Source organism: Brevundimonas sp. LF-1 (assembly GCF_037055305.1).
GTDB lineage: Bacteria > Pseudomonadota > Alphaproteobacteria > Caulobacterales > Caulobacteraceae > Brevundimonas > Brevundimonas sanguinis.
Genome location: NZ_CP146349.1, coordinates 842,226 through 866,383, shown reverse-complemented (window position 1 = coordinate 866,383; position 24,158 = coordinate 842,226). Strand labels below are relative to the sequence as shown.

Annotated in this window: 24 protein-coding genes and 4 pseudogenes; 14 read left to right on the top strand and 14 right to left on the bottom strand. The window is 69.2% G+C overall.

Annotation, left to right across the window (positions count from 1 at the left end; translation table 11 throughout):
* Window positions 1-87: 87 nt before the first annotated feature.
* From tsaD to V8F63_RS04585, 3 genes are read left to right on the top strand one after another with little or no spacing between them, the layout of a single operon-like run.
* Window positions 88-1,239: a tRNA (adenosine(37)-N6)-threonylcarbamoyltransferase complex transferase subunit TsaD gene (gene tsaD, locus V8F63_RS04595; protein WP_392354637.1), complete on the top strand. Its 1,152-nt coding sequence runs from the start codon at window positions 88-90 to the stop codon at window positions 1,237-1,239.
* Between the two features lie 42 nt (window positions 1,240-1,281).
* Entirely contained in the window at window positions 1,282-2,280 is a 999-nt protein-coding gene (locus V8F63_RS04590; RefSeq protein ID WP_392354636.1) for an NAD(P)H-dependent glycerol-3-phosphate dehydrogenase, read from the top strand.
* Window positions 2,280-2,669 carry a Rieske (2Fe-2S) protein gene (locus tag V8F63_RS04585; protein WP_125899603.1) on the top strand — a complete coding sequence of 130 codons (390 nt, stop codon included), beginning with the start codon at window positions 2,280-2,282 and terminating at the stop codon, window positions 2,667-2,669. The genes V8F63_RS04590 and V8F63_RS04585 overlap by 1 nt, the downstream gene beginning before the upstream one ends.
* A 187-nt stretch (window positions 2,670-2,856) precedes the next feature.
* Here V8F63_RS04585 and V8F63_RS04580 read toward each other — a convergent pair whose 3' ends face one another.
* The 6 genes and pseudogenes from V8F63_RS04580 to V8F63_RS04555 form a co-directional block, all read right to left on the bottom strand.
* Window positions 2,857-3,015, bottom strand: a complete 159-nt coding sequence (locus V8F63_RS04580; protein WP_223850640.1) for a hypothetical protein — start codon at window positions 3,013-3,015, stop codon at window positions 2,857-2,859.
* A gap of 72 nt (window positions 3,016-3,087) precedes the next feature.
* A complete protein-coding gene (locus V8F63_RS04575; RefSeq protein ID WP_392354635.1) occupies window positions 3,088-3,561 on the bottom strand; it encodes a phasin family protein in 474 nt (157 codons plus the stop codon).
* 20 nt (window positions 3,562-3,581) lie between these two features.
* Window positions 3,582-4,361 (bottom strand): creatininase family protein, encoded by a 780-nt coding sequence (locus V8F63_RS04570; RefSeq protein ID WP_227157273.1) that lies wholly within the window; start codon window positions 4,359-4,361, stop codon window positions 3,582-3,584.
* Window positions 4,362-4,446: 85 nt separating this feature from the next.
* Window positions 4,447-5,046, bottom strand: a complete 600-nt coding sequence (locus tag V8F63_RS04565; RefSeq protein ID WP_025976397.1) for a TetR/AcrR family transcriptional regulator — start codon at window positions 5,044-5,046, stop codon at window positions 4,447-4,449.
* A pseudogene (locus tag V8F63_RS04560) lies at window positions 5,046-6,634 on the bottom strand (DHA2 family efflux MFS transporter permease subunit). The gene V8F63_RS04565 and the pseudogene V8F63_RS04560 overlap by 1 nt, the downstream one beginning before the upstream one ends.
* Complete coding sequence (locus V8F63_RS04555; protein WP_392354634.1) at window positions 6,631-7,749, bottom strand: HlyD family secretion protein; 1,119 nt, start codon at window positions 7,747-7,749, stop codon at window positions 6,631-6,633. The pseudogene V8F63_RS04560 and the gene V8F63_RS04555 overlap by 4 nt, the downstream one beginning before the upstream one ends.
* 190 nt (window positions 7,750-7,939) lie before the next feature.
* Here V8F63_RS04555 and nth point away from each other — a divergent pair, with 190 nt between their 5' ends.
* On the top strand, window positions 7,940-8,650 hold the full coding sequence (gene nth, locus V8F63_RS04550) for an endonuclease III (RefSeq protein ID WP_392355029.1): 711 nt from the start codon (window positions 7,940-7,942) through the stop codon (window positions 8,648-8,650).
* Between the two features lie 2 nt (window positions 8,651-8,652).
* On the opposite strand, the gene V8F63_RS04545 is transcribed toward nth, so the two are convergent.
* Window positions 8,653-9,543 carry a transporter gene (locus V8F63_RS04545; RefSeq protein WP_392354633.1) on the bottom strand — a complete coding sequence of 297 codons (891 nt, stop codon included), beginning with the start codon at window positions 9,541-9,543 and terminating at the stop codon, window positions 8,653-8,655.
* 149 nt (window positions 9,544-9,692) lie between these two features.
* Between V8F63_RS04545 and V8F63_RS04540 the strand changes: the two genes are divergently transcribed.
* The 5 genes from V8F63_RS04540 (at window position 9,693) to V8F63_RS04520 (ending at window position 12,626) form a co-directional block, all read left to right on the top strand.
* A complete protein-coding gene (locus V8F63_RS04540) occupies window positions 9,693-10,727 on the top strand; it encodes an adenosine kinase (RefSeq protein WP_392355028.1) in 1,035 nt (344 codons plus the stop codon).
* A 157-nt stretch (window positions 10,728-10,884) separates the two neighbouring features.
* On the top strand, window positions 10,885-11,604 hold the full coding sequence (ccmC, locus tag V8F63_RS04535; RefSeq protein WP_392354632.1) for a heme ABC transporter permease CcmC: 720 nt from the start codon (window positions 10,885-10,887) through the stop codon (window positions 11,602-11,604).
* Between the two features lie 12 nt (window positions 11,605-11,616).
* The gene (ccmD, locus tag V8F63_RS04530) at window positions 11,617-11,769 is read left to right on the top strand and encodes a heme exporter protein CcmD (RefSeq protein WP_003166605.1); all 153 of its coding nucleotides are present in this window, start codon (window positions 11,617-11,619) and stop codon (window positions 11,767-11,769) included.
* Complete coding sequence (locus V8F63_RS04525) at window positions 11,766-12,329, top strand: DsbE family thiol:disulfide interchange protein (protein ID WP_392354631.1); 564 nt, start codon at window positions 11,766-11,768, stop codon at window positions 12,327-12,329. Before ccmD ends, V8F63_RS04525 begins: the two co-directional genes overlap by 4 nt.
* 69 nt (window positions 12,330-12,398) lie before the next feature.
* On the top strand, window positions 12,399-12,626 hold the full coding sequence (locus V8F63_RS04520; protein ID WP_303704886.1) for a hypothetical protein: 228 nt from the start codon (window positions 12,399-12,401) through the stop codon (window positions 12,624-12,626).
* A gap of 60 nt (window positions 12,627-12,686) precedes the next feature.
* Here the strand turns inward: V8F63_RS04520 and V8F63_RS04515 are convergent, their stop codons facing one another.
* The 3 genes and pseudogenes from V8F63_RS04515 to ftsY form a co-directional block, all read right to left on the bottom strand.
* The gene (locus V8F63_RS04515; RefSeq protein WP_134581922.1) at window positions 12,687-13,343 is read right to left on the bottom strand and encodes a MarR family winged helix-turn-helix transcriptional regulator; all 657 of its coding nucleotides are present in this window, start codon (window positions 13,341-13,343) and stop codon (window positions 12,687-12,689) included.
* Between the two features lie 382 nt (window positions 13,344-13,725).
* A pseudogene (locus V8F63_RS04510) lies at window positions 13,726-14,294 on the bottom strand (septation protein IspZ).
* A gap of 78 nt (window positions 14,295-14,372) precedes the next feature.
* Window positions 14,373-15,239: a signal recognition particle-docking protein FtsY gene (gene ftsY / locus V8F63_RS04505; protein ID WP_392354630.1), complete on the bottom strand. Its 867-nt coding sequence runs from the start codon at window positions 15,237-15,239 to the stop codon at window positions 14,373-14,375.
* Window positions 15,240-15,501: 262 nt separating this feature from the next.
* Here ftsY and V8F63_RS04500 point away from each other — a divergent pair.
* From V8F63_RS04500 to V8F63_RS04490, 3 genes and pseudogenes are all read left to right on the top strand, one after another.
* Window positions 15,502-17,543: pseudogene (locus V8F63_RS04500) on the top strand (NAD(+) synthase).
* A 157-nt stretch (window positions 17,544-17,700) separates the two neighbouring features.
* Window positions 17,701-18,306 (top strand): DUF4168 domain-containing protein, encoded by a 606-nt coding sequence (locus tag V8F63_RS04495; RefSeq protein WP_392354629.1) that lies wholly within the window; start codon window positions 17,701-17,703, stop codon window positions 18,304-18,306.
* A gap of 63 nt (window positions 18,307-18,369) precedes the next feature.
* Window positions 18,370-18,594: an alkylphosphonate utilization protein gene (locus tag V8F63_RS04490; RefSeq protein ID WP_392354628.1), complete on the top strand. Its 225-nt coding sequence runs from the start codon at window positions 18,370-18,372 to the stop codon at window positions 18,592-18,594.
* 134 nt (window positions 18,595-18,728) lie between these two features.
* Here V8F63_RS04490 and V8F63_RS04485 read toward each other — a convergent pair whose 3' ends face one another.
* The 3 genes from V8F63_RS04485 to V8F63_RS04475 all read right to left on the bottom strand — a co-directional run bounded on the left by V8F63_RS04485 (window position 18,729) and on the right by V8F63_RS04475 (window position 21,310).
* Window positions 18,729-19,622 carry an alpha/beta fold hydrolase gene (locus V8F63_RS04485; RefSeq protein WP_134581919.1) on the bottom strand — a complete coding sequence of 298 codons (894 nt, stop codon included), beginning with the start codon at window positions 19,620-19,622 and terminating at the stop codon, window positions 18,729-18,731.
* 63 nt (window positions 19,623-19,685) lie between these two features.
* On the bottom strand, window positions 19,686-20,192 hold the full coding sequence (locus V8F63_RS04480; protein WP_392354627.1) for an HAD family hydrolase: 507 nt from the start codon (window positions 20,190-20,192) through the stop codon (window positions 19,686-19,688).
* Between the two features lie 8 nt (window positions 20,193-20,200).
* A complete protein-coding gene (locus V8F63_RS04475) occupies window positions 20,201-21,310 on the bottom strand; it encodes an AGE family epimerase/isomerase (protein ID WP_392354626.1) in 1,110 nt (369 codons plus the stop codon).
* A gap of 200 nt (window positions 21,311-21,510) precedes the next feature.
* On the opposite strand from V8F63_RS04475, the gene V8F63_RS04470 reads away from it, so the two are divergent.
* Both V8F63_RS04470 and V8F63_RS04465 read left to right on the top strand, forming a co-directional pair.
* Window positions 21,511-22,671 carry a DegT/DnrJ/EryC1/StrS aminotransferase family protein gene (locus V8F63_RS04470; RefSeq protein WP_392354625.1) on the top strand — a complete coding sequence of 387 codons (1,161 nt, stop codon included), beginning with the start codon at window positions 21,511-21,513 and terminating at the stop codon, window positions 22,669-22,671.
* A gap of 55 nt (window positions 22,672-22,726) precedes the next feature.
* Complete coding sequence (locus V8F63_RS04465) at window positions 22,727-23,608, top strand: Gfo/Idh/MocA family oxidoreductase (RefSeq protein ID WP_392354624.1); 882 nt, start codon at window positions 22,727-22,729, stop codon at window positions 23,606-23,608.
* Window positions 23,609-23,723: 115 nt separating this feature from the next.
* Here the strand turns inward: V8F63_RS04465 and V8F63_RS04460 are convergent.
* A pseudogene (locus V8F63_RS04460) lies at window positions 23,724-24,150 on the bottom strand (MaoC family dehydratase).
* Window positions 24,151-24,158 lie beyond the last annotated feature (8 nt).

The following is a 24,158-nucleotide window of genomic DNA, read 5'->3' as shown; positions in this document are numbered from 1 at the left end:
GCGCGAACGCCGGGTGCCGATGCGCAGGAGAGGTTGAGTCACGTCGAGACGCCGTTGCGAAAGGGGGCGGGCCGCTAACTCCGCCCGATGACAATGGACGCGGACTATAGCAGGGCGGCGGACGGGGCAACCGGACCGGAGCGGGACGGTTTGACCGTGCTGGGTCTGGAGACCAGCTGCGACGAGACCGCCGCTTCGGTGGTGCGTCTGTCGGCGGCGGGCGCCCAGGTGCTGTCCAGCGTCATTCACAGCCAGATCGACGACCATGCGGCCTATGGCGGGGTCGTGCCGGAAATCGCCGCCCGCAGCCATGTGGAGATGATCGACGGCGTGACGCGCCGGGCCATGAGCGAGGCCGGGCTGGACTGGAGCGGGCTGGACGGCGTGGCGGCGACGGCGGGCCCCGGCCTGGTCGGCGGGGTCATGGTCGGCTTGTCCTACGGCAAGGCGGCGGCGCTGGCGCGGGGCTTGCCGCTGATCGCGGTCAACCATCTGGAAGGTCATGCGGTGTCGGCGCGGCTGGGGGCGGAGACGACCTATCCCTTCCTGCTGCTGCTCGTCTCGGGCGGGCACTGCCAGTTGCTGGAGGTGCGCGGCATCGGCGACATGAGCCGGCTGGGCACCACCATCGACGACGCGGCCGGCGAGGCCTTCGACAAGATCGCCAAGGCCCTGGGGCTGGGTTATCCGGGCGGGCCGGCGCTGGAGAAGCTGGCGGCCCAGAGTCGAGAGAATGGCGGCGACGGCTCGCGGTTCGAGCTGCCGAGGGCGTTGCTGGGGCGCAAGGACTGCGACTTCTCCTTCTCGGGGCTGAAGACGGCGGCGTCGCGTCTGGCCCAGACCTGCGAGACGGAACAGGACCGGGCGGATCTGGCCGATGCGGTGCAGAAGGCGATCGCGCGCCAACTGGCCGAGCGCTCCGAGCGGGCGATGAAGGCTTACGCCGAGGCGCACGAACATCGCCTGTTCGTGGTGGCGGGCGGCGTGGCGGCGAACAAGACGATCCGGCGGACTCTGGAGGGTCTGGCGACGAAGCACGGCTTCGCCTTCCTGGCGCCGCCGATGGCCTATTGCACCGACAATGCGGCGATGATCGCCCTGGCGGGGGCCGAGCGGCTGGAAAAAGGGCTGACGTCGGACATCGATGTCGCGGCTCGGCCACGATGGCCACTGGACGAGACGCGCGCGAGCGTCGATCCTGTTCACAAGAAAACGGGCCGCAAGGGCGCCAAGGCTTAAAGCGGCCTGAAGCCCTGCGGGGGTCGGGGGACCGGAGAAGATATGGGATTTCATACTGCAGGCGTAATTGGCGGCGGCGCCTGGGGCACGGCCCTGGCGCAGAGCGCGGCGGCGGCGGGTCTGGCCGTCATCCTGCAGGCGCGCGAGCCTGAGGTGATCGAGAGCATCCGCGCGCGCCGGATGAACGACGCCTTCCTGCCGGGGGTCGAGCTGGATTCGGCCATCAACGTCACTTCGGATCTGGCGGATCTGGCTGACTGCGATCTGATTCTGGCCGTGCCGCCGGCTCAGCATATGCGGGCGACGCTGACAGCGTTTGCGCCTTACGCCCGGCCGGGTCTGCCGATCATCCTGTGCTCCAAGGGCATTGAGCGCGGCTCGTTGAAGCTGATGACCGACGTGCTGGCCGAGACGATCCCGTCGGCGACGGCCGCCGTGCTGTCGGGGCCCAGCTTCGCCGCCGAAGTGGCGCGCGGCCTGCCCAGCGCCGTGACCCTGGCCTGCGCCGACCTGGAGATGGCCGAGGCCCTGGCGGGCGCCCTGTCGGGCCCGGTCTTCCGCCCCTATTTCGCCGATGACCTGATCGGGGCCGAGACGGGCGGGGCCCTGAAAAACGTCCTGGCCATCGCCTGCGGCATCGTCGAGGGCCGCGAACTGGGCCGCAGCGCCCACGCCGCCGTCATCACCCGCGGCTATGCCGAGATCGTCCGCGTGGCCACGGCCCTGGGCGGCAAGGCCGAGACGGTGGCGGGGCTGTGTGGCGTCGGCGATCTGGTGCTGACCTGCTCCAGCCCGCAATCGCGCAACATGAGCCTGGGCCTGGCGCTGGGACAGGGTTTGAGCGTCGAGCAGGCGCTGGCCGGCAAACGCTCGGTAGCCGAGGGCTATGAGAGCGCGCCCGCCGTGCGCGAGCTGACCCGCAAGCTGGGCGTCGACACGCCCATCTGCGAGGCGACGGCGGCGGTGCTGGCGGGCGAGCTGACGGTGGATCAGGCGATCGAGAGCTTGATGAGCCGCCCGCTGAAGCCCGAGCGCGAATAGTGGCGCAAGAGGGTCCGGCGGCCGAGACGCAGGAGCGCAAGCGGGTCTGGAAGACGCCGCCGAACGTGGCCCTGTGTCTGGAAGCGGACATCAATGATCCCGGCTCGCGCGGCTTCGTGCTGCAGATCGGCGAGGCCTTCTTCCACGGCTTCGTGGTGAAGAAGGACGGTCAGGTCGCGGGCTGGGTGGATCGCTGCCCGCACGCGGGCTTTCCCATCGCGGTGGAGCTGGACCGCTATCTGACGCCGGACGGGTCGCTGATCCTGTGCGGTTGGCACGGGGCGGCGTTCGAGCCTCTGTCGGGCGCCTGCGTCGCCGGACCCTGCGCGGGCGGCAAGCTGACGCCCTGGCCGGTCGAGGCGCGGGACGGGGTCATCCGCACGGCGTGAGGCTTTACTAGCCCCAACACGGCCGTCATCCTCGGGCTTGACCCGAGGATCCAGTTTTCGGCTCTGCTTCGTTCAGAGAGGCGGCGAAGGCGCGTCCAACGGATGCCCGTCGCGCGCTGCCTTTGGATCCTCGGGTCAAGCCCGAGGATGACGGCGGAGGAAGGGGCGGCCGGAAGCCGCGTCCCGCCTATTCCTTCGGGACCAGCTTGGGATCCTTGGTGAAGGCTTCGTCGACCTCTTCCTCGGTGATCCGCTTGGAGGGGTCGCCCGGCTGGTTGAGGTTCTGCTCCTCGGTGCCGTCGCCCATCATGCCGGGGTGGGGGTCTTTGGGGTCTTTCTCGGCCATGGTGATCTCCTCCGCATGGATGCAAAGGCAATCCGGCGACGGCGCCGGGCGTTCCATCACGCCCGCGCGAGGTCAGCGCTTCAGGCGTCGCGCATTGGCCGTGGCCTTGGCGTGGACGGGGGCCATCGTCTTGGCCTGCGCCTTCAGCGCGGCGCCGTAGAAGGCCCAGCCGTCGCTCATCGCCCGGCTCCAGGCGCCCATCGCCCAGTCGCCCTGGGCGGCGGCGAAGGCGAAGGGGGTGTCGGCGCGCGCCAGTCTGGCCAGGCAGTCGGCGGCCTCGGCCCCTTCGCGCGCGGCTGCGCGGCCCGCCCGTTCGGCCAGATCCATCGCCCCAGCATAGGCCGCCCCGGCCGAGGCCGCCATGGCCTCGACCTTCTCGGCGCCCATGCGGCCCAGCTCGGCGTGGTCGGCGCGCAGCGGATCGGCCATGGCCTCGCCCATGATCCCCAGCCGTCGCGTGATCACGGCGGCCGAGGCTTGGGCCAGTTCCTGACCGGCCTGGGCGTTGCGCAGGGCGTTGCGGGCGGTCTTCTGCATGGGGGTCATGCAGCGACCCTGAGCCTGTTTCAGGCGACCGGCAAGACTTCCTGTGCGAACTCCGTCAGATCGCGGATCAGGGCCGGGACGGCGGCGTCGATGATGCGCTGGCCCTTTTCCGGGGTCGCCTGGGCCGGGTCCGAGCCGATGCGGCCGTCGGGGAAGCGGGCGCGATAGTCGTTGGCGTCGCGGATCGGGCCGAAGGGGGCGATCTTCGGCTCATAGTCGGCGGTCTTGATCCGCTCGGGATAGCCCGCCTGGGTCACGGCGATCTCCGACGGGGTGGCGTGGCTGCCGTGGCCCGTCGGGAAGATGTCCTCGCACAGCTTCTGCACGCCCGGCAGGTCCCACCAGTTGCGCAGCTTCAGCACGAAGGGCGGGCGCTCGGCCCAGGGCTCGGGCGTGAAGGACCAGTCGGCGTAGATCTCGGCGAAGGCGGCCTCGATGGTGGCGACGTTGCCGCCGTGACCGTTAAGGAAATAGATGCGCTCGAAGCCGTGGCGCGTCAGCGACGACACCCAGTCGGCGATCGCCGCCATAAAGGTCGACGGGCGCAGGGTGATGGTGCCGGGAAAGGCCAGGTGGTGCTGGGCCATGCCGATGTTGAAGGTGGGCGTGACGACCAGGCTGTCGTCGCCCTTCTCGGCGGCGTGGGCGATGATCTCGGGGCACAGCCAGTCGGTGCCCAAAAGGCCCGTCGGCCCGTGCTGTTCGTTCGAGCCGATCGGCACGATCACCGTCTTGGACAACAGGGCGCCGGACTTCAGGCGCTCGTCGATCTCGGGCCAGGACGACAGGTGGATCAGCATGGGAAACGGCTCCGGCGGGCGCAGGGGAAAGGATTGAGGGCGGCTTTACGCTGATCCGCCTTCAGGGCCAATCAGGCGCAATCGCCTATTCCGGGGCGAAGGCGCGGACGAAGCGGCGGGCGACGTCGCGCGCCCGGGCGGGCAGGTCGGCGATTTCGGGATGCGGCAGCCCCAGCACCGAGCGCAGATGGCCGTGGCCCAGGGCCATGCCGGTGAACATCTCGGCGGCGGCCAGGGGGTCGGGGACGCTCAGGCGGCGCGCCTCGTCCTGGACCTTTAGCCAGGCGGCGATGCGCCGGACGCTCTCGCCCGGACCGGCGTCATAGATGGCGCGCGCCAGTTCCGGCGCCTCGGGCGAGACCAGGGCCACGCCGCGCAGGGAGGCGCCCTTGCCGCCTGTGCAGATCTTGCTGATCAGGGTCTCGGCGATGGCGGCCAGCACCGCCTCCGGCTCGGCGCCCGAAGTCAGCGGGGCGGTGACGGCGTCCGAGCGCTGGGCCGCCAGGGCCCGGCCGATCTCAGTCTTGGTCGCAAAACGATTGTAGAGGGTCTGTTTCGAGACGCCCGCACGCCGGGCGATCTCGCTCATCGAGGCCTTCGCGCCCTTTTCGACGAACAGGCTGGCGGCGGCCTGAAGGATGGCCTGGCTCTTTTGCTCGTCGATCTGGCCGCGGGCGCGGGGCATCAGTGGACATCCGAAGAAGCGGCGGCGGCGTTGGGTTTGGCGGGCTTGGACAGCAGGGTCAGGAAGCCCGCGCAGGCGCAGCCGATGGCCAGCAGGGCGAAGGCGTCGCCGAAGGCCAGGGTCGTCGCCTGTTTCTGCAGCAGGCCATAGACCGCCTTCAACGCCGAGGCCTGCGGGTCGATGGAGCCTGAAAAGCGCGCGGCCATGCCGGCGATCATGTCGCGCACCCCCTGATGGGTCTGATCGATGGCGCTGGTCAGCTCGGCCATTGCAGGGCGGTGTTCTGGGTCAGGGAGGTGTTGAGGATGGCCAGGCCGAAGGCGCCGCCGACGTTGCGCGCCAGGTTCACCAGGCCCGAGGCGTTCTTGACCATATGCGGGGGCAGGGTGGCCATCGTCACCTGCTGCGAGGCGATCATGGCCAGCATGACCCCGGCGCCGCGCATGGCCTGAATGCCGGCGAACTCCCAGAAGCCCCACTCATCCGTCACGACGCGGGCGTCCCACATGCCCCAGGCGGCCAGCATGAAGCCGACGAACATCAGGATGCGCGGGTCCAGCTTGCGCACCAGCCGCCCGGCGAAGGGGGCGGTGGCGAACATGGCCAGGCCTGAGACCACCATGGTGGTGCCGACCTCGGCCGCCGAATAGCCGCGCACCCGTCCGAGGAACAACGGCAGCAGGAAGGTGCCGCCGAACAGGGCCGCGCCGACGATGAAGGTCATGACGACCCCGACGACGAAGTTGCGGTTGGCGAAGGCGCGCAGTTCCACGATCGGGTTGTAATAGACCAGCGAGCGCCAGATGAAGGCCGGGCCGCAGATCAGGGCCACGAGGCTGAGCAGCAGGATGTGGTCGTCGGCCAGCCAGTCGTTCTTGGCCCCTTCCTCCAGCACGAATTGCAGGCTCATCAGGAAGGCGGCCATCAGGCCCAGACCCCACCAGTCGAAGCCCTTGCTCAGGCTGGCGTCGCCCTTGTCGAAATGGGCGTAGCGACCGACCAGAAACAGGACGACCACGCCGGGGAAAATGTTGATGAAGAAGAGCCAGCGCCAGCTGAGCCATTCCGTCAGGTGGCCGCCCAGGGTCGGGCCGACCGTGGGGGCGAGCGTCACGATCAGGCCCATGATGACGCTGGCGGTGACGCGCTTCTCGGGCGGGAAGGCGGTGAAGACCACGGCGAAGACGGTCGGGATCATGGCCCCGCCGAGGAAGCCCTGCAGCGCGCGGAAGAAGATCATCATCTCGACCGAGGTCGAGAGGCCGACGGCCACGCTCATGATCAGGAAGCCGATGCCGGAGGCCAGGAACAGCTTCTGCGTGCCCCACAGCCGCGACAGGTATCCCGACAGGGGGATCATCACGACCTCGGGGATCAGATAGGCGGTCTGGATCCAGCTGATCTCGTCGGCCGAGGCGCCGACCCCGGCCTGAATCTGGGGCAGGGAGGCGGCGACGATCTGGATGTCCAGAATGGCCATGAACTGGCCGATGACCATGCCGGCGAAGCCGAGCAGCAGGACCGTCCAGTTGATCTCGGGCTTGTCGGCGACCGCTGGGGCGTCCGCAGGAAGGACGCCGTCTCTCACCGGGCCGGGTCCAGCGAGGCGACGGCGACCTCGCCCAGATGGGCGTCGGCGAAGGCGGCGCCGCCCTGGCTCTTCAGGTCCACCTTGACCTCGACCGACAGGCCGGGACGCAGGGCGACAGGCTCGCCGGTGGCGCGGCGGTCGACGACGATGCGGACGGGGACGCGCTGGGTGATCTTGGTGAAGTTGCCGGTGGCGTTCTCGACCGGGATCAGGGCGAACTCCGAGCCGGTGGCCGGGGCGAAGCTGTCGACGTGGCCGACGATGGACTGGCCGGGGAAGGCGTCGGCCTTGATCTCGACCGTCTGGCCGAGGCGCATGCGGCCGACCTGGGTCTCCTTGAAGTTGGCCACGACATAGGTGTCTTGCAGGGGGACGATGGACATCATCTGCCCGCCGGCCTGGACCACCTGGCCGACGCGGACGCCGCGGGCGCCGACGACCCCGGCGACGGGGGCGCGGATGACGGTGCGGTCCAGGGTCAGCTGGGCCTGTTCGACCAGGGCTCTAGCCTGTTCGACGGCGGCGACGCTCTGGTTGCGGGTCGAGCCGAGCACGGCGGCGGTGCGCTGTTCGGCGGTCAGGGCGGCCTGGGCCTGGGCGACCGAGGCGCGGGCGGTCTCGGCGGTGGCGCGCTGGGTCTCGATGCGCTGTTGCGACACCCAGCCCTCGGCGGCCAGCTTGCCGTAGCGATCAACCTCGGCGCGGGCCAGACCGGCCTGGGCCTGGGCCTGGGTCACAGCGGCGGCGCGGGCGGCGATGGTGGCCTGTTCCTGTTCGGCGCGAGCGTCGACATTGGCCACGGCGGCGGTCAGGGCGGCCAGATTGGCCTGGGCCTGGGCCTGGGCCAGTGCGGCGCGGGCGTCGGCGTCGTCCAGACGGGCCAGGACCTGACCGGCCTCGACGCGCTGGTTGTCCTTGACCAGGACCTCGATCACCTCGCCGTTGATGCGGGGGCTGACGGCCACGGTGTCCGCCTGGACGAAGGCGTTGTCGGTGGCTTCCCAGCGCTGTTTGCCCTGCCACCAGACCACGCCGCCGGCGATGAGGCCGAGGCCGACGACGCCGGCGACGATCAGGGGCAGACGCTTCTTGAGCGCGGCGGGGAGGGCCATGGGGAGACAGCTCGCTTGGATTTCGCGCGTAAAATGGACGGCGACGTCCAGAATACAACCCCGAACCGCGCCTTTTTGTCGCAGCGTGTCGCGCGGGCGACGTTGACGCCGCGCGCCGGGGAGGCGAAGCGGGGGCATGGCTCCGTTGAAATCCGCGTCCCGCCAGAAGAAGGCCGTTCAGAAGGCCGGCCTGACCCCGCCGCCCGGCAAGCGCTCGCGCCAGCCGAAGACGGCCCCCGTCGGGGCGATCATCGCCTGGCCGCCGGATGAGGATCGGGTGGAGGAGGTCTTCGTCCGCCTTTCCGGCGTCATGCCCGATCCGAAGACCGAGCTGGAATTCGTCAATCCCTACACCCTGGTGGTGGCGGTGGCCCTGTCGGCCCAGGCGACCGACGTGGGGGTCAACAAGGCCACGCGCGCCTTGTTCGCCGTGGCCGACACGCCGCAGAAGATGCTGGCCCTGGGCGAGGAGGGGCTGATCCCGCTGATCTCGTCGATCGGCCTGTATCGCACCAAGGCGAAGAACGTCATCGCCGCCGCGCGGATGCTGGTCGAGAAGCACGGCGGAGAGGTCCCGCTGAACCGCGCCGACCTGCAGGCTCTGCCGGGCGTCGGGCGCAAGACCGCCAGCGTGGTGCTGAACGAACTGGGGATCGAGCCGGCCATCGCGGTGGACACCCACGTCTTCCGCGTCTCGCACCGGCTGGGGCTGGCCAACGCTTCGACGCCGGACAAGGTCGAGGCCCAGCTGCATCAGGTGGTGCCCGAGGCCTGGCTGCCCAAGGCGCACCACTGGCTGATCCTGCACGGCCGCTACACCTGCCTGGCGCAGCGGCCGAAGTGCGCGGGATGCGTGATCTCGGACCTGTGCCCGTCGCGGGCCAGCTTCATGGGCGTGTAGGCCTAGCGCTCCAGCCGCGCCCGCACCGCCTGACCGAAGCGGGCGCCAGCTTCAGGCGCGGCGGCCAGGTAGAAGTCCGGCTCGATCAGTTCGGCCTCCATCAGCACCCAGTCGCCGTCGTCGCCCTTCGTCATGTCGATGCGGGCGTAGAGGAGGTCTTCGTCGATGACGGCCAGGGTGCGTTCGGCCAGATCGAGCGCGCCCTGAGGCGCGGCCTTCAGCGCTTGGTATTGTCCGCCGTACTGGGTCTGGATGCGGAACTCGCCCGCCGCGCCGGGGCGCTTGTTCACGACGTGGCTCAGTTCGCCGCCGAAATAGAGCAGGGAGGTCTCGCCCTCGGTCTCGATGGCCTTGAGATAGGGCTGGATCATCGTTCCGCCGACAGGGGCGTCGGCCAGGGCCGCGTCCAGCAGGTCGCCCGCCGCCACCCGCAGGGTGCGCCAGGCGCCGCCCGAGACGGTCGGCTTGACGATCAGGGTCTCGGCGCCTGTCGCGGCGAAGGCGGCTTCCAGAACCGCAGCGTCGACGTGGTCGGCGAAGATCGTCTCGGGCACGGCGACGCCCTTTTCCGCCAGGAGGGCCAGGTAGCGCTTGTCGGCGTTCCAGCGCAGGGTCGCGGCCGGATTGGCCAGGGGCGCGCCCGCCTCGGCCCAGGTCGTGCAGGCCTGGACCCAGCGGTCGTGGCCCTGATGATAGCCCCAGACCAGCAGCGGCAGGACCAGGGGGAAGTCCATCAGGGCGCGGGCGTTCTCGACGTGATCGGTCCAGGGCGTCGGCCGCGCCGTGATCCCCGCCGTCGCCAGCGCCTCGCCCAGCCGGTCCAGCACGCCCGGCCACAGAGTCGAATAGGTGGGGTCGGCAGGGTCGGGGGTCAGGACGGCGACGTCGGTCATGGGCGCGGCTCCGCATGGCCCGGCGAGGGCCGTGTGCAACAGGTCCATCGGCTTTAGGCCGCCGCCGGATCGGCGTGAAGGGCCGCTTTTCGCACGACGGCGGGGCCGGCGCTCTGGCGCGCGGCGGCCTCGCCCGCTATGGGGCGGACATGACCCAGTCCCTGCCCGCCTTCGCCCAAAACGCCCGCTTCGACGTCTGCGCCCTGGGCAACGCCATCGTCGACGTCCTGGCGCCATGCGAACCGGCCTTCCTGGAGGCCAAGGGCCTGGTCCCCGGCTCGATGCAGCTGGTCGACGAGGAACAGAGCGCGACCCTGTATGACGCCATGGCGGCGGGGGTCGAGGCCTCGGGCGGTTCGGCGGGCAACACCGTGGCGGGCGTCGGCTCGTTCGGCGGGCGCGCCGCCTATATCGGCAAGGTGGCGAAAGACACGCTGGGCGAGGTCTTCAGCCACGACATCCGCGCCGTCGGCGTCCACTTCGACACCCCTGTGCTGGAAGACGGCGCGGGCCAGGGCTTCGGCACCGGTCGTTGCCTGATCAACGTCACGCCGGACGGCCAGCGCACCATGTGCACCTTCCTGGGCGCCGCCAACCAGCTTACCACGGCCGACGTCGACGCGGGCGTGATCGGCGACAGCGCCATCGTCTATCTGGAAGGCTATCTGTTCGACCCGGCCCCGGCCCGCGCCGCCTTCGAGGCCGCCGCCGCCGCCGCCCATGCGGCGGGCCGCAAGGTCGCCATCACCCTGTCGGACAGCTTTGTGGTGCACCGCTGGCGCGCAGAGCTGCTCGAGTTCATCGAGACCTCGGCCGACATCGTCCTGGCCAACGAGGCCGAACTGCACGCCCTGTTCGAGACCGAGGACTTCGACCACGCCGCCGCCCACCTGGGCCGCATCGTCGAGGTGGCGGCCGTGACGCGCGGCGCCGCCGGTTCGGTGCTGTTCCGCGGCGACGAGCGGGTCGAGGTCGCCGCCTATCCGGTCGAGAAGGTCGTCGACACCACCGGCGCCGGCGATCAGTACGCGGCCGGCGTGCTGCTGGGCCTGTCGCGCGGCCTCAGCCTGGCCGAGGCCGGGGCGCTGGGGTCGCTGGCGGCGTCGGAAGTGATCGGCCATTGGGGGCCGCGCCCGATGGTCGGGCTGAAGGACCTGGCGGCGCAGCACGGGCTGGGCCTGTAGATCGGGCCTCGTCCCCTGCGTCACTGTTATCCGTCATCCTCGGGACCCGAGGATCACGGCGTAAGAAGAGAGGATGGCGGCGTAAGAAGCGCCGCGACAAAGGGTCGGACGCTGCGCCCGCTTGCCGTGGCGCGCTGGGCCGCGTAATCGGCGGCCCATGTTCGGCCTCGCCAATCCCGACCGCTTCATGCGCTTCACCGGCCCGCTGGTTCCGGTGCTGTGGGCCCTGGCGCTCGGCCTGCTGCTGCTCGGGACCTGGTTCAGCTTCACTGCGCCGGCCGACTATCAGCAGGGCGACACGGTGCGCATCATGTTCATTCACGTCCCGGCGGCGTCGCTGGGCTTGATGGCCTATGGAGCGCTGGGCGTCTCTAGTTTCTTCGCCCTGGTGTTCCGCCATCCGCTGGCCGACGCGGCGGCGCGGGCGGCCGCCGTGCCGGGTGCGGCCTTCACGGCCCTGGCCCTGGTCACCGGCGCCCTGTGGGGCCAGCCGATGTGGGGGACGTGGTGGGTGTGGGACGCGCGCCTGACCAGCGTGCTGGTGCTGTTCCTCTTCTACCTTGGCTATATGGCCCTGCGCAGCTCGATCGACGATGAGGCCAAGGCGGCGCGGGCGGCGGCGGTGCTGGGTCTGGTCGGCCTGATCAACCTGCCGATCGTGAAGTTCTCGGTCGACTGGTGGAACACCCTGCACCAGCCGGCCTCGCTGCTGCGGTCCGGCGGGACCAGCGTGGACCCGGTCTTCCTGCCCGCCCTGCTGACGATGATGGCGGCCTACGCCGTGCTGTTCGGGGCGATCTGGCTGACGTCGATCCGCACCGAGGTCCGTCGCCGTCGTGTTCTGACCCTTCGCGCCCGCGCGGCGCTGGAAGCCTGATGGAGTTGTCTCATGCTTGATCTGGACATGAGCCCCTACGGCGCCTTCGTCTGGCCCGCCTGGGGGATCAGCGCCGTGGTGCTGGCCGCCCTGTCGGCGCGCGCCCTGATCGCCGCCCGCCGCTGGAAGCGCGAGCTGGCCCGGCTGGAGGCTGCGCGCAAATGAAGCGCTGGCTGGCCCTTCTTCCCATCGTCGTTCTGGTGGCCTTGGGCGTTTTCCTGATGAGCCAGATGGACCGGATGGCGGGCGACCCCGCCGCCGGGCCGACCTATCGCCCCGACGCGCTGGTCGGTCAGCCCATCCCCGAGACGACGGTCCTGCCCATCCTGTCGGACGGCAAGGCCAGCGACGACCTTCTGGACCTGAAGACGGCGGGCGTGGGCAAGCCGATGATCGTCAACGTCTTCGCCAGCTGGTGCGCGCCGTGCCGCCTGGAGCATCCGCAGCTGATGGAGCTGAAGGACCAGGGGATCGCCGTGGTCGGCGTGGCCTATAAGGACGACCCCGTCGCCACCGACGCCTTCCTGGACGAGCTGGGCGACCCCTATCGTCTGGTGCTGGTGGACCGCGAGGGCCGGGCCGGGCTGGACCTGGGCGTGTCGGGCGTGCCCGAGAGCTTCGCCGTCGACGCCTATGGGACCATCGTCGCCAAGTCCTCGGGGCCGATCCTGACCGACGCCGATCTGAAGACGCTGACCGACGCCCTGAACGCCCCCGTGCGTTGAGGCGACCGCCCGAAACAGGGTGAATCGCGTATTAACCATATCTAGACGAAGCGCGGGCATCCTCAGCCCATGTCCGCCATTTCGTCCGAGCGGCCGGCCTTTCCGCCTCAGGCGGGCGGCGCGGCCCACGCCCTGAGAACGGCCCAGTCGGCCTTCTTCCGCCAAGCCATGGGGCTGGCGGCGCCGGTTGCGGCTGAGGAGACGATGCGTTCGGCTGCGGCGGTTTCTGCGCCGGTCGAACAGGCGGCGCCATCGCGTCTGCAACGCCCCGGCTCGCTGCTGGACATTCGGGTTTAGGCGGCGGCCTCGATACGCCGCTCATCCCGGCGGACGCCGGGATAAGCGGAAAGGAAGAACTTAGCCCTCAGCGGCGCCCTTGAGCGGGACCACGACGACATCGGCTGCATCGTCGGTCTGCGGTTGATCTGAAACGGTTTCGGTCGCGCCCTTCTTCTTCTTCCTGCCCCGGTCGTCGCCTTTGCGCGCGGCCTTTTCCGCCTTCTTGGCTTCCTTGGCGGCTCTCTTCGCCGCCTTGACCTCGGCGCGGACTTGTTCGGGGGCGGCGTCGGCGGCGTCGGAGAGGCTGCAAAGCAGGTCCAGGAAACTGTCGCGCTTGGATTTAGGCAGCAGGCCCATGATCCGCTTGTCGGCGGCCTCGACGCGCGGGCGGGCGGCGATGAGGGCGGCCTCGCCCTCAGGCGACAGGCGAACGGCCTTGGCGCGCGCATCCAGCGTCGAGCGTTCGCGCTCCAGCAGGCCCTTGGTCGTCATGCGCGCCACCAGATCCGCCAGGGTCGAGCGGTCGATCCCGGTCGCCTTGACCAGGTCGGTCTGCGTCAGGCCCGAGCGGGCGGCCACGGCCTCCAGCACGGCGAACTGGCGCTGGGTCAACCCGTCCGGCCCGGCTTCCTCGGCGTAGATGTCCAGCGCCAGCTGCAGCGCCCGGTGAATCAGGTGGCTCGGCGATTCCGCCAGCCCGCCCTTGATCTTCGCCTGCTTGCCCGACTTGATCATCGTCTTCGTTCCCGAACAGCCCGATACCGGCCGTGGCCGGATGATGCTGCGACAGCTAACAGTCTGGCTTAACGCTTTGACGACGCAAACGCTGACGGTTTGAAGACATTTAAGCAGGCCTACCGCGCTTCGCGCTGCTTGAGGCCTTGTTGGTGGGCCTACCGCGCTTCGCGCTGCTTGAGGCCTTGTTGGTGGGCCTATCGGGCTTCGCCCTACTTGAGGCCCGGAAATGGATGATCGAATCCTGCTATGCCTCCGTCATCCTCGGGCTTGACCCGAGGATCGAGCCTAGCGGCGCTCTTTTGCGTTCCGCCGTCGCGCAGGCGGATAATCCGATCCTCGGGTCAGGCCCGAGGATGACGGGAAGAAGTGAGACCCAACCCTAAAGGCCGGTGTCGGGCGAGACGGGGCCCGGTTCCTCGTCCTTGGTCATGTTCTTCAGGATCAGCGGCACCTGCGACAGACCGAAGATCGAGGCCGCGATCCACAGCACGCCGCGGAAGGCGGTCCAGACGCCGTTGGGATCCGGCGTCCCCAAGTTGAGCGCCGACCAGATGGCGGTGACGGCGGTCGGGCTGCGGAACACCTCATTGGCGATGGCGACGGCCAGGAAGTAGAGGCCGTAGCGGAAGGTCAGTTTGCGCCACGCCTCGTCAGTCACCTTGATGGCCGAGCCCAGCAGGGCTTTGAACGGATATTTCTTCAGCGGCAGCGAGCCGAGCAGGACGGCGGCCAGCAGGCCGTTCTGCACCGTCAGCTTCAGCTTCACGAACAGGTCGTCGTCGGTGACGATGGTCAGGACGCCGAACACCAGGGCGAAGCCGCCGGTGATCAGGGGCATGGGGCCAGGCGCCGCTCCAGCACGAAGCCGACGGCCAGGGCGATCATCGAGGCGATGACCAGCACCCACGTCGCCTTGATCATGTCGCGGGTGATGAAATAGGCGGCCATGAAGGCGACCAGGGCGCCGAAGTCGACGGCCTGCCGGATCCATTGCGGACGTTTGCTCTGGGTCGCTTCAGTCATGGATCAGTCCTCAAGCCCGACCAGCGATCGGGAAAACGCGCGGGCGTCGAAAGGTTGCAGGTCCTCGACCCCTTCGCCGACGCCGATCAGCTTGATCGGGGCGTCCGAGGCCTGGGCCACCGGCACCAGGACGCCGCCGCGCGCGGTGCCGTCCAGCTTGGTCATCACCACGCCCGAGACATAGGCGGTGCGGCCGAAAATCTTTTCCTGCTCCAGCGCGTTGCGGCCGACGGTGGCGTCCAGCACCAGCAGGGTTTCGTGCGGGGCGTCCGCATCGACCTTCTTCAGCACGCGCACGATTTTGAGTAGTTCGTCCATCAGGGTGGACTTGTTCTGCAGCCGCCCGGCCGTGTCGATCAGGACGACGTCGAAGCCTTCCGCCTTGGCCTTGGCGTATGCGTCGAAGGCCAGACCGGCGGCGTCGGCGCCGTCGCGGCGGCTTTCGAAATGAGCGCCCGCGCGGTCGGCCCAGACCTTCAGCTGCTCGCGGGCGGCGGCGCGGAAGGTGTCGCCGGCGACGATCATCACCTTGGCGCCCTTGCCTGTCAGGTCCGAGGCGATCTTGCCCAGGGTCGTCGTCTTGCCCGAGCCGTTCACGCCGACGAACAGGACCACATAGGGCTTGGGCCCGCTGAGGGGATCGAACGTCGCCTGACGCGGCGTCAGTTCGGCCGCCACGGCCTCGGCCAAGGCTTCCTTGACCTCGCGCTCGTCAGAGGTCTTGCCGAACCGCAGGGCGCGAAAGCGCTCGACGATGCGGGCCGAGGCGGCGGGGCCGAGATCGCTCTCGATCAGATGTTCCTCCAGCCGCTCCAGCGCCTCCTCCGAGAGGGGCTCCTTCACGAAGGTCGAGACGACCTGATCGGTCATCTGCTTGGAGGATCGGGACAGACCCGCGCTCAGCCGCTGAAACCAGCCTTTTTGGGCGTATCGCTCATGGTGTGAGCCTTAGCCGACGGCGGTTCGCAGGTCACGAACTTCCCGCTGCCCGCTCATCCCGGCGGACGCCGGGACCCAGTGCTTTGGCTTCGGGGCCGCAACCCTATATTGATCGAACGGTCTTAGAGATCGGACGCCGCGTCTCGCGGCTCTCACTGGATCCCGGCGTCCGCCGGGATGAGCGGATGGATTGATGGCCTCGAACAGTTCCTTCCACGCCCCGCGCCGCCACGGCTTCGTGCGGGTCGCCGCCGCCACCCCGGTGGTTCATATCGCCGACCCGGCCGCCAACGCCGAGGAGCATGAACGGCTGATCCGTCAGGCGGGCGAGAAGGGCGTGGACCTGCTGGTCTTCCCCGAACTGTCGCTGAGCGCCTACGCCATCGACGACCTGCACCTGCAGGCGGCCCTGCTGGACGAGGTCGAGCGCCAGATCGCCCGTCTGGCGGCGGTCGCGGACGAGGCGGGCGTGATCGCCGTGATCGGCGCGCCGATCCGCAACGGCGACGCCCTGTTCAACTGCGCCGTCGTACTGGGCGGGGGCGAGGTGCTGGGCGTGGTGCCGAAGACCTATCTGCCCAACTATCGCGAATACTATGAGAAGCGCTGGTTCGCGCCCGCCGCCAGCCGTAGCGAGGACGCCATCGTCCTCAATGGCGAGCGTGTCGACTTCGCCCCGGGCCTGATCTTTGAGGCGACCAACCGGCCGGGCTTCGTCTTCGCCGTCGAGGTCTGCGAGGACTTCTGGGCGCCGCTGCCGCCGTCGACGCGGGCGGCGCTCGCAGGCGCGCGCATCCTGTGCAACCTGTCGGCCTCCAACATCGTCATCGGCAAGGCCGACGAGCGCGCCCTGCTGTGCGCCAGCCAGTCGGCGCGCACCCTGTCGGCCTATGTCTTCGCCGCCTCGGGCTGGGGTGAAAGCACCACCGATCTGGCGTGGGACGGTCAGGCGACCATCCATGAGCTGGGCGCGCGGCTGGCCGAGGGCGAGCGGTTCGCGATGCATAGCCATCTGACGATCGCCGATGTGGACGTGGACCGCATCGGTCTGGACCGCTTACGCAACGGCACCTTCGCCGACTGCGCCCGGATCGAGGGCGAGGCCGCGACGGTGGTTCCGTTCGAGGCGGGGAGGGCCGGCCGACGCACTGATCCGCCCGCTGGACCGCTTCCCCTTCGTGCCGGACGATGCGGCGCGGCTGGATCAGGACTGCTTCGAGGCCTTCAACATCCAGGTCCAGGGGCTGATGCGGCGGATGACGGCGACGGGGTCCAAGACCCTGGTGATCGGCGTCTCGGGCGGGCTGGATTCGACCCAAGCCCTGCTGGTCGCCTGTCGCGCCTTTGACCGGCTCGAGCTGCCGCGCACGGGCATTCTGGCCTTCACCATGCCCGGTTTCGCCACGTCCGAGGGGACCAAGTCCAACGCCTGGAAGTTGATGACGGCGCTGGGCGTGACGGGCGCCGAGATCGACATCCGGCCCGCCGCCGAACAGATGCTGCGCGACATCGGCCATGCCTTCTCGAACGGCGAGCCGGTGCACGACATCACCTTTGAGAACGTGCAGGCGGGCCTGCGCACCGACTATCTGTTCCGGCTGGCCAATCAGAACCACGGCTTCGTTCTGGGCACCGGCGACCTGTCGGAACTGGCGCTGGGGTGGTGCACCTATGGCGTCGGCGACCACATGAGCCACTACAACGTCAACGGCGGGGTGGCGAAGACCCTGATCCAGCACCTGATCCGTTGGGTGGCCGAGCGCGGTCTGGTGGGCGAGGCCGCGACGCCGACCCTGCACGCCATTCTGGCTACCGAGATCTCGCCCGAGCTGGTGCCAGCGGGCCGACGGGGCGATCCAGTCGACGCAGAGCATCGTCGGTCCCTACGCGCTGAACGACTTCTTCCTGTTCTACATCAGCCGCTTCGGCTTCAAGCCGTCTAAGGTCGCCTTCCTGGCGCATCAGGCCTGGGGCGACGCGGCGACGGGACGCTGGCCGGTCGGCCTGCCGCAGGGCGAGCGGGTCGCCTATGACCTGCCGACCATCAAGGGCTGGCTGCGCAAGTTCCTGGTCCGCTTCTTCCAGACCAGCCAGTTCAAGCGCTCGGCCGTGCCGAACGGGCCGAAGGTGGTCACCGGCGGGTCGCTGTCGCCCCGTGGCGACTGGCGCGCGCCGTCGGATTCCTCAGCGCGGGTGTGGCTGGACGAACTGGACGCCAATACGCCTGAGGGTTGAAAGCGCCGTTTCGGGGTTTACCCGCCTGCATCACGCAGGTTAGCGTTTCGACCTCCCCGCCCTCTGTGAGACTGACATAGCCCGGTCGTGCGGGAGAGCCCGGACCTGTCCGGGTCAGCCTAGGGGCTGAGCGTTCGGGACTGGAGAAGGATACGCCATGCGTTTTGCAACGGCCGCCGCCCCGACCGCCATTCTGGCCGCCCTGTTTCTGACCGCCGCGCCCGCTCTGGCGCAGGACGCCGCTGAACCGGCGCCCGCCGCCGCGCCCGCGCCCGCGGGCGAGCCCACCGACGCCGAACTGGCCCAGTTCGCCGCCGCCATGAAGACGGTCTCGAGCGTGGCCGCCTCCGTCCAGAACGGAACGCCCACCGAGGAGCAACAAGCCCAGATGGCCGCCGCCGTGCAGAACTCGGGCCTGGCCGTCGAGCGCTTCAACGCCATCTCGGCCGCCGTCTCGGCGGATCCGGTCCTGCAGGCGCGCGCCGCCGTGGCTGGCGCCGCTCCGTCCGCGCCCGGCTCGGTAGGCGCTGGCGTGACGGACGCCGAAATCAGTCAGTTCGCCGCCGCCATGGCTGAAATCTCTGGCATCGCCCGCGCCCTGAACGGCGCCCAGCCCAATGAGAAGCAGCAGGCTCAGATGGCGGCGGCCATCCAGAACTCGGGCCTCGAGATCGAGCGCTTCAACGCCATTTCCGCCGCCACGGCTCAGGATGAGCAGCTTCAGGCGCGCATCGCCCTTGCCCAGGCGCGGCAGGGCGAATAGGCCCATAGGGGACGGGCCGTCGTGGAAGCGGCGGCCTTCTCTCTATTGCAGGCAGGACTGATCATGAGCGACGACGTCACCAAGGACTCCAACGGCAACATCCTGTCGGACGGCGACAGCGTGACCCTGATCAAAGATCTGAAGGTCAAGGGCTCGGGCGGGGTGACGCTGAAGCGCGGCACGATGGTCAAGAACATCCGCCTGACCGCCGATCCTGACGAAATCGAAGCCAACGTCGAAAAGGTGCGCGGCCTGGTCCTGCGCACGGAGTTCGTCAAGAAGGCTTGATTTAAGAGGCCTACCGCGCATTCGCCCTACTTGAGGCTCGTTGTAAGCGGGCCTATCGCGCTTTGCGCTACTTAAGGCCCGAGCTCGTCATCCCGGCTCTCCGCTCCGCTGCGGCCGGGATGACGAGGGGTGCCTCAGCCCACCCCCGCCAGAAACTCGAAGATAGCCGCCCGCGCCTCGGGTTCGTCCAGCATGGGGGCGTGGCCCACGCCGGGGATCTCGGCGTAGGCGAGGCTGGGCGCGGCCTTCTTCATCTTATCGACGATGGCGGGGCTGAGCAGGTCCGAGGTTCCGCCGCGCACCAGCAGGGTCGGCTTTTTGCGCGCCAGAGCCCGGAACGATGGCCACAGGTTGGGGACCAGGGCCTTGGACCCGGCCGCCTTGAACGGCGCTGCGATGTCGGGATCGTAGTCCAGCACCGGCGCGCCTTCGGTCCCCTCGCGGAAGATTCGGCGCGAGAAGGCGGCCCAATCCGCATCCGTATAATCGGGAAAGGCCGCCTCATTGATGCGTCGGGCGTAGGCTGCAGCGTCGTCCCAGTTGTCGATCACGACCGGCTGGCCGGTATAGGCGGCGATGCGGGCCAGGCCCTCGGCGGCGACTTCGGGGCCGACGTCGTTCAGGATGGCGGCGGCGATGGCTTTGGGCTTCAGCGCCGTCAGCGCCATGGTGATCAGCCCGCCCATCGAGGTGCCGAGGAAGACCGCCTTCTCGATCCCCGTCTGCTCCATCAGGGCGACGACGTCCTTGGCGTAGACGTCCGGCGTGTAGGTCATGGGGTCGGGCGCCCGGTCCGACCGACCGCGCCCACGCACGTCGACGGCCAGGACGCGGCGCCCGCTGTGCGCGATCAGCCCGGCGATGACGCCGAAATCGGCGCTGTTGCGCGTCAGGCCGTGGATGGCGATGACCGGCAGGCGGGCTGGCCCCTCGGCCGGGGCGTAGTCGCGGGCGTAGAGGCTGAGGCCGTCGGGCGAAGTCCAGCGGCGCTCGACATAGCGGTCGGCCAACGGGGTGGTCATCGACATGGGGCGTCTCCGAACAGTCAATCTACGGCGGACGACGTTAATTCATCGGATGCGGAATAGCGATCAGCCGGGCAGCAGATCGCGCACGAATTGATCCAGGTCGCCCTCGGTGAAGCGATAGCCCGGCACGCCGGCGCGCCGCGCCGCCTCCATGTCCGACGGCTGGTCGCCGATCATCAGCGAGCGGGACAGGTCCAGATCATGCTCGGCGGCGGCTTTCAGCAACATGCCCGGATTGGGTTTGCGGTCGGGGTGGTCGGGGTGGCGATAGCGCTCATCCGCCGCCTCAGCGTGAAAGGGACAGGCGTAGACGGCGTCGATGCGCCCGCCGCCCTCGGCGAGCCGCTGGATCAGCTGGCAGTTGAACTCATGCATGGTCTCTTCGCTGAACATGCCGCGCGCCACGCCGGACTGGTTGGTGACGATGACGGCGACATAGCCCGCGTCGTTCAGGCGCTTCACCGCCTCGGCGGCGCCGGGGATCAGCACCAGCTGGTCGGGCCGATGCGGATAGCCGCTGTCGACGATCAGCACGCCGTCGCGATCCAGAAAGGCCCCTGGACGTTTCATGGGTCGGCTCATGATGGCTCCGTCAGCAGGGCCGAGAAGGCCGTCATCAGATGATAGAAGGTCGAGGCGGGGACGGCCGCGTCCTGCGCCCGGCCGTCGGCGTCAAAGGCGTCGAACCACAGGCCGGCGCGCGGCGTCGCCAGGTGCGTTTCGAACAGGCGGTCGACCAGACGGGCCGCTCGGTCGTGATCGCCGCGCAGATGCAGGGCCCGCAGCAGTTCGGTCTGGGCCCACAGGCGCACGCCGCCGTCGCGGACCCGTCCGATCCGATCGATCTCGCGCACGGCCAGGCCATCGGCGCGAACCCCGCAGGTCAGGGCGCTGGTGTAAAGCGCGCGCGCCGCTGGGCCGTGATCCGGGAGGCCGAGGCGCGCCGCCCGGTCCAGCAGCCAGACCCATTCCATGTGATGGCCGGGCTCGATGCACTGGCCTTCGGACCCGGGACGGATGCTCCAGTCGCGCCCATAGAACTCGCCCAGCATCAGATGCTCGCGGTCGAAGAAGCGGCGGTTGAACAGGTCCAGCACCGACCGCGCCGCCGTCTCGAACGCAGGATCAGGCGCGGTCGCCTGCCAGGCCAGCAGGGCCTCCAGCATATGCATGTGCGGGTTCTGGCGGCGGGGCAGGACGGGCGGCAGCGCCTCCTGCCAGCCGCCGTGTTCCCGGTCGGCCATCTGGGCCTCTATGGCGGTCAGGGTCTCCAGCGCCAGAGGCCGCGCCCGCTTGTCCTTCAGCACCCGATGCGCCCCGGCCAGGGCGAACAGCACGAAGGCCAGGTCATACAGGTCGGGCGTGGCGTCGATGACCGCGCCCGCATCGTCCGTGGCGCGCACCCACAGGCCGTCGTCGCGCCGGGCGCCGTCGATCAGGGCGTCCAGTCCGGCGCGGGCGATGGCCTCGCCCTCGCTCCAGCCCAGCGCCGACGCCTCGGCGAAGACATGGATCTGGCGCGCCTGAACCCGTGTGCGACGCGGAGCGCCGGTGACGGCCCGCCCGCTGAAATCCAGCTTCTCATAGAAGCGCCCGTCGGCGTCGACCCCGGCTCGCGCCCACAGCGGCAGAGCCTGGCCGAACAGCCAGTCGCGAACCTGTTCCTTGGCGGCGGGGTCGAAGCGCATGATCCCGGATTAGGCGGCGCCCATGGCTTTGCCAAGCCGCCCCTTCGTTGCATCGCGCAACGCGAAGTGACCCCGGAGGGTTTGTTCAGCACCCCGGCGCTTTGGTAGGACGCAGCCTGACACAGACGACCCGCCTTCGCGTCCGCGCCCCGGAAGACGATCCCCCGCCGCGCCGGCCCTATCGAGAGAGCGACATCGCAATGACCATTCCCTTCATCGACCTCCAGGCCCAGCGCCTTCGCCTCGCCGGCAAGATCGAGGCCGCCGTCCAGGAGGCCGTGGTCGGCGGCGCCTGGGTCATGGGTCCGCAGGTGCGCCAGTTCGAGGCCGACCTGGCCGCCTTCGGAAAGGCCAAGCACGCCCTGGGCTGCGCCAACGGCACCGACGCCCTGGCCCTGCCGCTGATGGCTTGGGGGATCGGGCGCGGCGACGCAGTCTTTGTCCCCAGCTTCACCTTCGCCGCCACCGCCGAGGTCGTGCCCTGGTTCGACGCCGAGCCGGTCTTCGTCGACGTGGATGAAAACACCTACAACATGGACCCGGCCGCCCTGGAGCGCGCCATCGAGGGCATCAAGGCCGAGGGCCGTCTGACGCCGCGCGTGGTCATCGCCGTCGACCTGTTCGGCCAGCCGGCCGACTATCCGGCCATCAAGGCGATCTGCGACAAATATGATCTGAAACTGATCTCGGACTCGGCCCAGGGCTTCGGCTGCATGATCGACGGCGCGCACCCGCTGAAATGGGCCGACGTGACCACCACCAGCTTCTTCCCGGCCAAGCCGCTGGGCTGCTACGGCGACGGCGGGGCGGTGCTGACCAACGACGACGATCTGGCACAGCTGATGGATTCCATCCGCGTCCACGGCAAGGCGGTGGCGGTCGACCTGAAGGACCGGACCTTCGAGCACGACCCCAAATATCTGAACATGCGCATCGGCTTGAACAGCCGTCTGGACACCATCCAGGCCGCCGTCCTGATCGAGAAGCTGAAGGTCTTCGGCCAGGAGATCGAGTGGCGCAACGCCGCCGCCGCCCGCTACAACGAGGGCCTGCGCCCCCACGTCGCCAAGGTTCCGGACGTCCCCGCGGGCAACGTCTCCAACTGGGCGCAGTATACGGTCGAGCACTCCGACCGCGACGCCCTGGCCGCGCACCTGAAGGATCAGGGCGTGCCGACGGCGGTCTATTATCCGATCCCGCTGCACCTGCAGCCCGCCTATGAGCATTTCCCGCGCGGCGCTGGGGGCCTGCCCGTCACCGAGCGGCTGAAGGACGTGGTGATCAGCCTGCCGATGCACTCCGACCTCGACGCACAGACGCAGGACCGCATCATCGCCGCCGTCGCCAGCTTCAAGGCCTGATCCGCATGACCATCCACCAGACCCCCTCAAGATCGGCGTCGCCGGCGCCGGCGTCATGGGCCGCAACCACGCCCGCGTGCTGGCCGAACTGCGCGACGTCGAGCTGACGACGGTGTTCGACCCCGACGCCGTGACGGCCGAGGGCGTAGCCGCCGCCTATGGGGCGACCGCCGTGACGACCGCCGAGGCCTTCGTGGCCGCCGGTCTGGACGCCGCCGTCATCGCCACGCCGAACCGCTATCACGCCGAACTGGGCGTGGCCCTGCTAAACGCGGGGGTCCATGTGCTGGTCGAAAAGCCGATCGCGGCCACGGTGGCCGACGCTCAGGCCATGATCGACGCGGCCAAGTCGAACAACCGCGTGCTGATGGTCGGCCATGTCGAGCGCTTCAACCCGGCGGTCGAGACGGTCAAGCGCGCCATCGACGGCGACGAGATCATCTCCATCCAGATCACCCGCGTCGGCCCCTTCCCGCCGCGCATGGGCGAGGTCGGGGTGGTCATCGATCTGGCGGTGCACGACATCGACATCATCCGCCACCTGACGGGCTCGGAGATGACCGAGGTCCAGTCCTTGCTGGGCCATACCCACGCCTCGCGCGAGGACTCGGCGCTGCTGCAGTTCCGCATGGAAAACGGGGTGATCGCCCACATCACCACCAACTGGGTCACGCCCTACAAGACCCGCGTGCTGCAGGTCGCGACCAAGAGCCGCTTCATCGTCGCCGATCTGATCACCCGCCAGGTGACCGAGTATTTCGGCCAGCAGCCGGACGGCTCCTACTCGACGCGGATGCTGAATTCCTGGCCCGCCGAACCGCTCAAGAAGGAGCACGAGGCCTTCCTCCACGCCATCCGCACCGGCGAGACGGCGGCGGTTTCGGGCGAGGACGGCCTGCGCAACCTGGAGGTGGCGCTGAGGTGTCTGGGGGAATAAGGCGCACATACATTTCCGCTCACCCCGGCGGACGCCGGGGCCCAGTGAGAGCTGCAAGCATGGCGGCTGAGGCCAAAGGACTGGATCCCGGCGTCCGCCGGGATGAGCGGGAAGGTTAGGTCTTCACCACATGCATGGTCAGCCATTCGGCGATCAGGGCGGGCTTGTCGCCGCCTTCGATCTCGATGGTCAGTTCGTGCTTCAGCAGCCAACGGCCGGCGCCCTTGTCTTCCGCTGACAGCAGTTTGAAGCGGCCGCGCACGCGCGATCCCGACGGCGCCGGGGCGAGGAAGCGCAGGCGGTCGAAGCCGTAATTGACGGACATGACCAGATCATCCAGCGGGGCGACGGCCTCCATGCTCATCGCCGAGGCGAGGCTGAGGGTCAGAAAGCCATGCGCGATGGTCCCGCCAAGGGGTCGCCTTGGCGCGTTCGGGATCGACGTGGATGAACTGCTCGTCCTCGGTCAGGCTAGCGAAGGCGTCGACGCGCGCCTGATCCAGGTCGAACCAGCGGCTGACGCCGACGTCCTGATCGATCATGGATTGAA